General features: G+C 46.0%; 7 protein-coding genes. 5 read left to right on the top strand and 2 right to left on the bottom strand.

The window, feature by feature from the left end; translation table 11 throughout:
- Nucleotides 1-125: 125 nt before the first annotated feature.
- Together sucD and BGP76_RS10090 are read right to left on the bottom strand one after the other, a co-directional pair.
- A complete protein-coding gene (gene sucD, locus BGP76_RS10095) occupies nt 126-998 on the bottom strand; it encodes a succinate--CoA ligase subunit alpha (RefSeq protein ID WP_073124527.1) in 873 nt (290 codons plus the stop codon).
- A 105-nt stretch (nt 999-1,103) separates the two neighbouring features.
- Nucleotides 1,104-1,643, bottom strand: a complete 540-nt coding sequence (locus BGP76_RS10090; protein WP_119844573.1) for an HAD family hydrolase — start codon at nt 1,641-1,643, stop codon at nt 1,104-1,106.
- A gap of 173 nt (nt 1,644-1,816) precedes the next feature.
- Here BGP76_RS10090 and BGP76_RS10085 point away from each other — a divergent pair, with 173 nt between their 5' ends.
- From BGP76_RS10085 to BGP76_RS10065, 5 genes are all read left to right on the top strand, one after another.
- Complete coding sequence (locus BGP76_RS10085) at nt 1,817-3,871, top strand: M13 family metallopeptidase (protein ID WP_119844572.1); 2,055 nt, start codon at nt 1,817-1,819, stop codon at nt 3,869-3,871.
- Nucleotides 3,872-4,068: 197 nt separating this feature from the next.
- Complete coding sequence (locus BGP76_RS10080; RefSeq protein ID WP_119844571.1) at nt 4,069-6,396, top strand: acyl-CoA dehydrogenase; 2,328 nt, start codon at nt 4,069-4,071, stop codon at nt 6,394-6,396.
- Between the two features lie 103 nt (nt 6,397-6,499).
- Nucleotides 6,500-7,252, top strand: coding sequence for a porin family protein (locus BGP76_RS10075; RefSeq protein WP_119844570.1), 753 nt, complete (start codon nt 6,500-6,502; stop codon nt 7,250-7,252).
- Between the two features lie 204 nt (nt 7,253-7,456).
- Nucleotides 7,457-10,297 carry an RNA polymerase-associated protein RapA gene (gene rapA, locus BGP76_RS10070; protein ID WP_255416109.1) on the top strand — a complete coding sequence of 947 codons (2,841 nt, stop codon included), beginning with the start codon at nt 7,457-7,459 and terminating at the stop codon, nt 10,295-10,297.
- Nucleotides 10,298-10,378: 81 nt separating this feature from the next.
- A complete protein-coding gene (locus tag BGP76_RS10065; protein WP_119844569.1) occupies nt 10,379-11,275 on the top strand; it encodes a DMT family transporter in 897 nt (298 codons plus the stop codon).
- Nucleotide 11,276: the final 1 nt, after the last annotated feature.

The following is an 11,276-nucleotide window of genomic DNA, read 5'->3' as shown; positions in this document are numbered from 1 at the left end:
CTTGTTTTCGGTTCCGAAACACCTTTTTGTCACTTTGCCTCCAGTCTCCAAATAACAATTACATAGATACAAAAAAGCCTCTGATTCGAATCAGAGGCTTTTTTGTATCGTTGAGTTACCAGAGATTAACCAATAGCTTTTGCCATAGTCTCTCCGATATCTGCTGGGGAGTTCACTACGTGAAGACCACATTCTGCCATGATTTTCATCTTAGCTTCTGCAGTATCGTCGGCTCCACCGATGATGGCACCTGCGTGTCCCATTCTTTTTCCTTTTGGTGCAGTTTGTCCTGCGATGAATCCAACTACTGGCTTTGGATTACCTTGTGCTTTGATCCATTGTGCAGCTTCTGCTTCGTAGTTACCACCGATCTCACCGATCATGACGATACCGTCAGTCTCTGGGTCGTTCATTAGCATTTCTACAGCTTGTTTGGTAGAGGTTCCGATGATCGGATCACCACCGATACCGATAGCGGTAGAGATGCCGAGTCCTGCTTTTACGACCTGATCAGCCGCTTCGTAGGTCAAAGTCCCTGACTTAGACACGATACCGATTCTACCTGTTTTGAATACGAAACCAGGCATGATACCTACTTTAGCTTCTCCTGGTGTGATGACACCTGGGCAGTTAGGTCCGATCAAAGTCAAGTCTTTTCCTGAGATGTATTCTTTGGCAGTGATCATGTCTTTCACTGGGATACCCTCTGTGATGGTGATGATTACTTTGATACCTGCATCAGCAGCTTCCATGATAGCATCAGCAGCGAATGCTGGTGGTACGAAAATGATGGATACGTTTGCGCCAGCTTGGTCTACAGCATCTTTGACCGTATTGAATACGGGTCTGTCTAGGTGTGTTTGACCGCCTTTTCCAGGAGTTACTCCACCTACGACATTGCTACCGTATTCGATCATCTGAGAAGCGTGAAACGTGCCTTCAGTACCTGTGAAGCCTTGAACTATGATTTTAGAATCTTTATTTACTAATACACTCATTCGATTTCAATTTTGTGCAAAAATAGGATATTATATGTCTTAAACAAGCCGAATCGCCCTATAGATGGCAGCTAAATTTATTGGTTACAGTTTGACGTTAAATCCCTACCTACTTTTATAGAAAGCAGGTACTTCAGCTTGTACTGTTTGTCCAGTTAGTCGCTGATAGGCGACTGCCATGTGTTGATCGATAAACTCACGTACACAGCCGTCTCCGCCATTGGATTTGAGGATCACATCTACGAAGGAGAGCACCTCATCAGATGAGTCTGCTGGACAGGCTGAGATACCGACTTTTTCCATAGCAGGGATGTCGTTGAGGTCATCACCGATAAAAGCAACTTGATCGTAAGTCAGACCGAGTTGGGTCAGCCACTGGGAGAGAATGATGTCTTTTTCTTCTTGTCCTGCATAGACATATTGTATGCCGAGCATCTGTGCACGAGCCTCTATAGCTGCTGCCGTAGAGCTGTGACTGATGATAGCAACTTCTATCCCTTGGCGAATGAGCATCTTGATGCCAAGGCCGTCTTTGGCGTTGAATTTTTTGAATTGGCTGCCATCATCCATGACATTGATACTGCCGTCAGTGAGCGTGCCATCTACATCCAGGACGAGCATTTTGATTTTGGAGGTATCTATCATGGAGGCAATAATAGGTCAAATCAACATAAGATTAGATATGTCCAAGGTGAGAACCTTGCTTTTCGATGTTAAATGTTCAGGGTACGAAATCAATAAATGACCATTCATGTATATTCTTTGGCGATTGAATGGAGAAGTGCTTTAAATTACTATTCTAACTCAAAATATGAAATATGAATACGCGAATCAATCACGTCTTATGTCTTTTCGTAGGACTTACGACAGCCTTACTCTCTTGTCAGCCGCAGGAGGAAGAGACCTCTGAGACCAAGCCGGCATTAAATCTTTCTTTTATCGATGAAAATACGCCTGTAGGGGATGATTTTTTTAGACATGCCAACGGGGTATGGCTGGACTCTACGGAGATACCATCAGATAGATCGGGATGGGGTAGTTTCCACGAGCTATTCGAGTACAACGAGGAGGTGTTAGAGTTTGTACTAGCACAAGCCACCAAAGGAGAAGTCTATACAGCGAATAGTAACGAGATGAAAGCAGCAGGTTACTACGCCGCAGGGATGGATTCACTACAAATCGAGCAACTTGGCGCCAAGCCATTAGAAGGTATATTGGCTCAAATCAATGCGGTATCAGACCCCCAAAGCATGCAAGATGTATTAGCTGTACTACACAGAAGAGGGGTCAATCCTTTTTATGGAGAGTATGTCGGGATTGATGACAAAAAATCTGATCAGTACCTGCTGTCAGTAGTACAATCTGGACTGGGGTTGCCAGACAGAGATTATTACTTCAGAGAAGATGCGAATGGTCAAGATATTATCACAGCTTATAAAGCCTATATGGCTCGATTGCTCACGCTAGTAGGTGAAGATTCTGCGGTTGCAGTAGACAAAGCCGAAGCTGTTTTGGCTTTGGAAACCAAACTCGCAGCGGAATCCATGACCCGACTACAGCGTCGTGACTCGGAGTTGACTTACAACAAAATGACCATGGCAGAGTTTCAAGAGATGTGTGATTGGATCGATTGGGCGAGCTTTTACGAAGCGATGAAAGCACCGAATGCGACTGATATCAATGTGAACCAGGTAGACTATATGAAAGCCCTGCCTGGTATAGTATCTAACACGGAGTTAGAGACGGTGAAGGATTACATGAAGGTTCGGTTGATTAGCAGTAGTGCATCGTATCTGTCACATGATTTTGTGCAAGCAGGGTTTGATTTCTATAGCAAAAAGCTGTCAGGACAGGATGAAATGAGACCGAGATTGAAACGTGTGATCAACGAAACCAATGGTGATTTGGGAGATGCCCTGAGCAAGCTATATGTCAATGAGGTTTTTCCTCCAGAGGCGAAAGAGAAATGTTTAGAGATGGTCAATAATATCAAAGCAGCCTTGCATGTGCGTATCGATAGCCTGGACTGGATGGGCGAAGAAACCAAAAAGGAAGCGCATGAAAAACTAACGAAACTGAAAGTCAAAATAGGATATCCTGACACTTGGGATGACTATAGCAATGTAGAGATTAGCAAGGATAGCTACCTAGAGAATCACTGGAATGCGGCGATCTTTAGCAATGACAAAAATCTCGGTCGCCTGGGTCAGCCTATCGATCAGGATGAGTGGCTGATGGCAGCCTCAGTGGTCAATGCCTACTACTACCCTCCAGCGAATGAGATCGTATTTCCAGCGGGAATTTTACAACCCCCATTCTACAACTATAAGGCTGATGATGCAGTCAACTATGGCGGGATAGGTTCGGTAATAGGACACGAGATTACGCACGGGTTTGATGATGAAGGGAGAAAGTACAACTCAAAAGGAGAACTCAGTGACTGGTGGACGGCCGAAGATGCAGCGCGTTTCGAGGCAAGAGCCGCAGTGCTAAAGGAGCAGTTCGATAAGCTGACGGTGCAGGATACACTCAATGTGAACGGACAGTTGACGCTAGGAGAGAATATTGCAGATCTTGGTGGAGTGAATATCGCCTATGATGCGTTGCAGATGCAATATGCAAAGAATGGTAGACCTGATTCGATCGATGGATTGTCACCAGAACAAAGGTTCTTTTTGTCATACGGTACCATCTGGAGATCAAAATACAAGCCGCAGTTAGAGCAGAGATTGCTGATACAAGATACACATGCACCAGCCAAACATAGAGTCAATGGACCATTATCGAATATGGAGATTTTCTATCAGGCATTTGATATTAAGGATGGAGATGTCCTCTACAAAAATGTAGACGAAAGAGCGCATATCTGGTAGGGATAATGGATGTCTCAATTTGGAAGGGATGGCTAAAATAATATAGAATGGCGTTGATTGCTGAGCAGTCAACGCCATTTTTTTATATTAGACTATTCGCTACAGATCTGGGATTTTTTCTCTCAGATAAGGACCTAGGATGGATATATCCGTTTAAATTCGAAAGAAATAAAAAACCTGTTTGAAGCCCCATATCTATGAAAGACGATATTTTAGTTTCCCCATATTTCGAGAAAAATCCTTCGCTTTATGCATTCCTTCCCATGTTGTACATGGTGTGGGCGGATGCAGTACTGACCTCTACTGAGATAGCTAAGGTTAGAGAACTCATGGATGAGCAAGATTGGCTGCAGGCGGATGAGCGAGCATTTATTCTGTCTCATCTAGATCCTCAGAATCCTCCTTCACCGAGAGAGCTCAAGAGCTGGCTTGTAGAGATTCGCCGTATCTCGGATCAGTTGAGTCCCAAAATGCGTAACTCACTCGTAGACATAGGACTAAAGTTAGCCGAGTTGAATACGGCAGATGGAGACTCCGTTGCGCTTGATAAAACGCGGGAGTCATTGACACAAATCGAGCAAGCACTCGGCGTGATATCCAATGAAGCAGCCTATCACCTACGATCCGCACATAGAGAGACTGCAACCAGTAATCAAACAACTGAGCAGACTTTTGACGTGGAGACCTTAGCGGATTTACTGGATGGAAAGGACAAAGAAATTATTGCCGCCGTGAAGGCCGTTATATCGCAACCTGATTTTGCCTATCTGGAGACAGATAACCTATCGGAGTATCGGGAGAAAGTACTGGACTGGTGCAAGACTCTCGCTGAAAATGGTTTCGGAGGAATGGCCTATCCAGAAGCCTATGGTGGAGGTGGAGATATGCGATCTTATTTCAGTATCATGGAGACGCTGTCTTATCATGATCTTAGTTTGGTGATCAAGTTTGGCGTGCAGTTTGGATTGTTCGGGATGAGTATCCATTTTTTGGGTACGCAAAAGCATCATGTGAAATATCTGCCTGCTGTAGGTAGCCTAGCATTGCCAGGCTGTTTTGCGATGACAGAGACGCACCATGGATCCAATGTGAAAGGCATAGAAACGACTGCTACCTACGATCACAGCACACGAAGTTTTGTGATACATACACCTCATGAAGCAGCCTGCAAGGAGTACATCGGCAATGCAGCCGTTCATGGTGAAATGGCTACTGTCTTTGCCAAGTTGATGATAGATGGGGTAGACTATGGTGTCAATGCATTTTTGGTACCGCTGCGTGATCCACAGAAACAGACATTGCCGGGAGTCAAAATAGTGGATTGTGGTCGGAAAATGGGACTCAATGGCGTGGACAATGGTCGGATTTGGTTTGATCAAGTCTCGATTCCTTACGAAAACATGCTCGATCGTTTTGCTTCGGTCAGCGAGGATGGGCAGTTCGATAGTCCGATTACCAGTGACAACCGTCGTTTCTTTACCATGCTAGGCACTTTGGTCGGTGGACGAATCGGTATCCCAAGATCGGGGCTGAGCGCGATCAAGTCTGGATTGGCCATTGCTATCAAATATGGAGACCAACGCCGACAGTTTGGACCTGAGAACGAGGCGGAGGTACCGATTTTGAACTACCGGACGCATCAGCGGAGATTGATGCCACTACTGGCCAACACCTACGCTTTGCATTTTGGGTTGCAGTATCTGACGGAGCGGTTTTTGGCACGAACGGATGACGATATGCAGGAAATCGAGGCACTAGCTGCCGGACTGAAATCCTTCTCGACTTGGCACACGACTCAAGGTCTGCAAGAGTGTCGTGAAGCCTGTGGAGGAAAAGGTTATCTTTCCGAAAACCGCATAGATAGACTCAAGAACGACACGGATGTCTATACGACTTTTGAGGGTGATAATACTGTCCTGATGCAGCTGGTCGCAAAGAGTAGACTCTCGGAGTTCAAAAAGGAGTTTTCGGACATCAATCTCTTTGGGATCATCGGGTATATCGCCGATCAGGCGAAGACATCGGTCACTGAGCGTAACCCTATCACAGTGCGTAACACCAATAAAGAGCATTTGTTGGATTTTGAGTTTCACCTAAGTGCTTTTCGTTACCGTGAAAAGGAGATATTATCCTCTGCCGCACGACGTATCAAACATCATATAGATGAAGGAATGGATTCCTTTGATGCATTTAATCAGACACAAAACCACATGTTGACGGTCGGGTCAGCCTATGTCGAGCGGGTTGTGCTAGAGCAGTTTGTTGCGCAGATCGAAAGAACCAATGACCAAGGGGCAAAGGCTGTGTTGACGCAGTTGTGTCAGCTTTTTGCGCTGACGCAGATTGAGAAACACAAGGGTTGGTATCTAGAGAATGGATACATGGAAGGAATCAAAACCAAAGCCATCCGTAGAGAAATCAACGAGCTCTGTGCGGAAGTCAGAGAAAATGCCGTGCCTTTGGTGGAGGCGTTTAGGATTCCAGACAGTTGCCTCGCAGCACCTATCGTCGTAAATAAAGCCTGAAACATATCACGTTCAAAGTGCGCTAGATGGAATACTCAGATGGTCGGATGATTTCTTGAGTCTGCTCCTGATTATTCCATCTGATTCTATAATTTTGGCCTTCATGAAAATCAGGTTCATTTATCTTATCATCCTATTCTTAGTTGGGGTGCGTTTTGGGGCTCAGGCACAGGACGAACGAAAAACCTATCTAGGTGTCAAAGGCGGGTACAATACCTCTATGGTTAATGTGTACCATTCCTTCAATGGCTATGAAATAGATCAAGGACTGAAGCATGGCTATCAGGCGGGAATCGTGGTGATGAACTTTCTTCGAAACCATATCGGGATTCAGGCAGAGCTGAATTATACGCAGAAGGGATATATCCAGCGTTTTCCTGAAAATAAACCCGAGTTAGGTTCTACGTTGAATAGTAGTCAGTTACGCTTCGTTGCATATCCAGAAGGGGCTGTGACACAAGAGCCTGATTTCGAATCGACCTTTGACTATATAGAGTTACCTTTCTTATTCAATCTCCATACAGGCAAAAATCAGTTTCATGTATTCTTCAACGCAGGATGTTATTTTGAGTACTTGCTCAAAGTGGAGTCTTCTCCTTTGCCTACAGATACGGAGGGGGTTGATTTTCACCCTTATGACGAGTCTCGTGATCCGTCTTACGGCTATGGTTTTAGAGGAGGGATTGGGTCGTTCTATGAATCCCGATTGGGGACATTCATGCTCGAAGCGAGCTTTAGCTACGATCTGAGTAACTATATCGATCCTGTTACTTACAGTTCTGGAGAGCCGACCTTATCCAATCACATGATGCTTGGCGTGACTTTGGGGTATTTGGTGTCTTTTGGGGCGTTGTAATATTGATTTATTGTACTTTGTAGTCTCAACAGCTTTCATCTCATTTAGTATCAAGGATAGACTAAACCATTTCTAAAGAAGCCCACTTCCAAATCTACTGAATCGAAATAAAGATTAGCGGTTGTTGGAGATGCGGGCAAAGATTGAAGAACTTGCATTTTTTTAGAAAACATCCAATCTGGGTGGCTAATCGTTGAGCGTAAAATGGCAGATCATATAGGGGATTTTTATCCAGATCAAAGATGGACAAGTGAGGGAGAACCTGAGCTAGGAGTGGGTGTAGTAGTTGAGGTTAGTAAAAACCGGGTGCAATTGCATTTTCCTGCATCAGGGGAGACGAGACAGTATGCTTTGGACGGAGCGCCGCTGCGACGAGTCGTTTTCAAATCAGGAGATACTGTGGTAGATGCTAATCAGCGTCCTTTTGTGATCGAGCGGGTACAAGAAAATACCGACCTGTTACTGTACATAGGGAAAGAAGGCGTTTTGTCGGAGGCTGATTTGGGTGATGTGTCTGTGACACATGGTGTGGACGACCGTTTACTGATCGGTGACGTAGAAGCACCTAGTGTCTTTGCACTCAGAAGAAAAACATTGGCATACGATCACCAGCGTAGGATTTCTCCTATCAATGGGTTCGTAGGTGGACGTATAGACCTCATTCCGCACCAGTTGTATATCGCACATGAGGTCAGTTCTCGTTATGCGCCACGCGTATTGCTGTCGGATCAAGTAGGCTTGGGCAAAACGATAGAGGCGTGTTTGATTCTGCATCGTCTGCTGTTGAGTGGGCAAGTCTCCCGTGTACTGATATTGGTACCAGATTCTTTGGTTCATCAGTGGTTTGTGGAGATGCTGAGACGTTTCAATCTATGGTTCCATATTTTTGATGAAGAGCGATGTGCTTCATTGGACGAAAGTGCACCTGATGGCAATCCTTTCTTAGATGATCAATTGGTGATTTGTAGTACGTCATTTTTGGCTAACTCTCAGGTGCGTGCGCGCCAAGCGATCTCAGCAGACTGGGATATGCTGGTGGTGGACGAAGCGCATCACTTGGAGTGGTCTCAGACGCAAGCAAGTCCCGCCTATGCTATCGTAGAGATGCTGAGCAAGGTCGCCAAAGGGTTGTTGCTACTGACCGCCACGCCGGAGCAACTGGGTGTGGAGAGCCATTTTGCGAGGCTCAGGTTGCTAGATCCAGATAGGTATGCAGATTATGAGGAGTTCATCAACGAGTCACAAGATCACAAAATGATCGCCAACATCGTGGAAGATTTGTCTCTAGGAAATGCTATGAAGCAGAATGATAGAGCCTTGCTAGAAGCGATGTTTGGAAAAGAACGAGTGGCTAAGGTAGAAGAAGGACAAATTGTCGCAAAAAATCAACTGATAGAAGACTTGCTTGACCAACACGGTCCTGGGCGAGTGGTGTTTAGAAATACGCGTGCTGCCATGAGTGGTTTCCCGACACGTGAGGCGCACTTGATTCCTTTGACCGCCGTGGACAATCACGAGGAGTGGATACAGCGCATGACGAAAGAATATGCAGTGGATAAGCAAGTGGAGACGGGGGAAGGAACAAAGCAACGATTTTGGTTTTCGGAAGATCCACGGGTCACGTGGCTGGTTGCTTTACTTGTACAATTGAACCCTGCCAAAGTGGTCTTGATCTGTCGCAGCAAAGCGAAAGTATTGGCATTAGAAAAAGGGTTGGGAGAACTCAGTAGTGCCAAGGTCGGGGTGTTTCATGAAGACCTCACGATCGTACAGCGTGATAGGAATGCCGCGTGGTTTGCGGAGACAGATGGCGCGCAGATATTGCTGTGCTCGGAGATCGGTAGCGAGGGGCGCAACTTTCAGTTTGCGCATCACTTGGTGTTGTTCGATTTGCCAGTGCATCCAGAGTTGTTGGAGCAGCGGATTGGTCGTTTGGATCGTATCGGGCAGTCTGACGATATCCAGATCCATGTGCCGTATCTCAAAGGAAGCCCACAAGAAGTGCTGGTGCGGTGGTTTCATGAGGGGTTAAATGCCTTTGAAGAAAACATAGAAGGTGGCAATCAGATCGGGCAGCTGTTTAGCAATCGTTTGGTCTCTGCAACGTTGGCTGCTACGGATAGTAATACGCAACTAGAGTTGCTCATTGATGATACAGCGGCCTACCAGAAGGAGCTCAAGCAAACCTTGGCCAATGGTCGTGATCGACTGCTCGAAATGAACTCTTTCAGGCCAGCGGTGGCGGACCAGCTTGTGCAGCAAATCCATGAAGCGGATCAAGATCTATCGCTTGAACAATACATGACCGAAGTATTCGAGCACTTTGGAATCGAGATGGAAGACTTGGCACCTCGTACTTATTTATTGCATCCAGTACGAACGAATGCGGAGGTATTTCCATCCATTCCTGATGAGGGGATATCTGTCACTTTTGATCGAAAGCGTGCCTTGAGCAGAGAGGATTTGAGCTTCATCAGTTGGGACCACCCGATGGTAACTGGCGCGATAGATATGGTACTGAGTATGGGTACTGGAGGTACTGGTTTTGGCGTGCTGCGAGGGACAGAAGGGACTGGGATATTGCTAGAAGCTACCTTTGTACTAGAGACAGCGGGTAGATCAGGCGTACATGTTGATCGTTTTCTGCCGAGTACACCCTTGCGAGTAGTGGTCAATCACTCAGGAGATGAAGTCACGGGAGATTATTCGGTAGACATGTTTCGCCAGCAGTTGATCCCAGGACGGATAGATGATCTCCTTGATAATGAAACGCTGGTAGATGCCATTATCCCAGAGATGATCAAAACCGCTACAGAGGTAGCAGAACAGATGAAAAAGGAGGCAGTAGAAGCGGGGCTCCAGCGGATGAACCAAACACTGGATCATGAAATCGGTCGATTGGCCTCTCTGTACAAGCGAAACAAAGCCATCAGGCAGGATGAAGTTCGTACGGCGTTGGAAGAGAAAGAGGTCTTGACTACTCTGATCGGGGATTCACGCATTCGTATGGATTCGGTGCAGTTGATTAGAGAAGGAGGGAACTGATGACGAAGAACGCAAACGCCGTGGTGGTGGGTGTTCGTCCAGTAGCAGTGTAGTTATATAGAGCAAAAACAGTCGGATGATATGTGGGTAATATTTGGAGTGGTTTCATTGTTGGCATTGGGGGTATATGACTTACTCAAGAAAGTCTCGTTGAACAATAACGCCGTCTTACCCGTCTTGTTTTTCTCTACAGTAGCTTCTGCTTTACTCTTTGTGCCACCACTTGTGCTCTCTCATACCGTAGCGGAGTTCGAGCAGTATGATAATTTCTACATTCCTGCGGTTAGCCTCAAAGTCCATTTGTTGATTATCGCTAAGGCATTGATCGTCGTGTCATCGTGGATTCTATCCTTCATGGCACTCAAAAACCTCCCCATCAGCATCGTCTCACCGATACGCAGTACAGGTCCAGTGTGGACGTTGCTAGGGGCTATCGTGATCTATGGCGAAACGTTGACGACTCTCCAGTGGATCGGGATGATGGTCGCCTTGGTGTTCTTCTACTTTTTTTCCATCGCGGGCAACAAGGAAGGAGTCGATTTCAAAACCAACAAATGGGTTTGGTTCATCTTTCTAGCGACCCTCATCGGGACCTTCAGTACACTCTATGACAAGTACCTGATCGCGCACTACAACCGCTTGGCGGTGCAAGCCTACTTTTCCTTTTATCAAGTGCCGATCATGCTGCTGGTGCTGTGGCTTTTTTGGTATCCCAAACGAAAACAACTCACCCCCTTTCAGTGGCGGCATGCGATACCGCTGATAGGAATCGTACTGGTCTTGGGAGACTTTGCTTACTTCTATGCGTTGACTTATGAGGACTCATTGGTGTCGATCTTGTCTCTGCTACGCAGGAGCAGCGTGATCATTTCCTTTGGGGTAGGAGCAGTACTATTCAAAGAGAAAAACATCTTGTACAAATCGCTGATACTACTGGGGATCATTGCAGGTATCGTGCTCATCATGTTTGGGAGCTAAA

This window comes from Reichenbachiella sp. MSK19-1, assembly GCF_003590315.1.
In the GTDB taxonomy this organism is placed as follows: Bacteria; Bacteroidota; Bacteroidia; order Cytophagales; family Cyclobacteriaceae; genus Reichenbachiella; species Reichenbachiella agariperforans.
The sequence above is the reverse complement of the archived record's forward strand: the minus strand, read 5'-3'. Positions and strand labels throughout refer to the sequence as shown.

Excerpts from the sequence above, each read along its gene's own strand:
- sucD (WP_073124527.1), bottom strand. The coding sequence starts at position 998 with ATGAGTGTATTAGTAAATAAAGATTCTAAAATCATAGTTCAAGGCTTC.
- BGP76_RS10085 (WP_119844572.1), top strand. The coding sequence starts at position 1,817 with ATGAATACGCGAATCAATCACGTCTTATGTCTTTTCGTAGGACTTACG.
- BGP76_RS10075 (WP_119844570.1), top strand. The coding sequence starts at position 6,500 with ATGAAAATCAGGTTCATTTATCTTATCATCCTATTCTTAGTTGGGGTG.
- rapA (WP_255416109.1), top strand. The coding sequence starts at position 7,457 with ATGGCAGATCATATAGGGGATTTTTATCCAGATCAAAGATGGACAAGT.
- BGP76_RS10080 (WP_119844571.1), top strand. The coding sequence starts at position 4,069 with ATGAAAGACGATATTTTAGTTTCCCCATATTTCGAGAAAAATCCTTCG.
- BGP76_RS10090 (WP_119844573.1), bottom strand. The coding sequence starts at position 1,643 with ATGATAGATACCTCCAAAATCAAAATGCTCGTCCTGGATGTAGATGGC.
- BGP76_RS10065 (WP_119844569.1), top strand. The coding sequence starts at position 10,379 with ATGTGGGTAATATTTGGAGTGGTTTCATTGTTGGCATTGGGGGTATAT.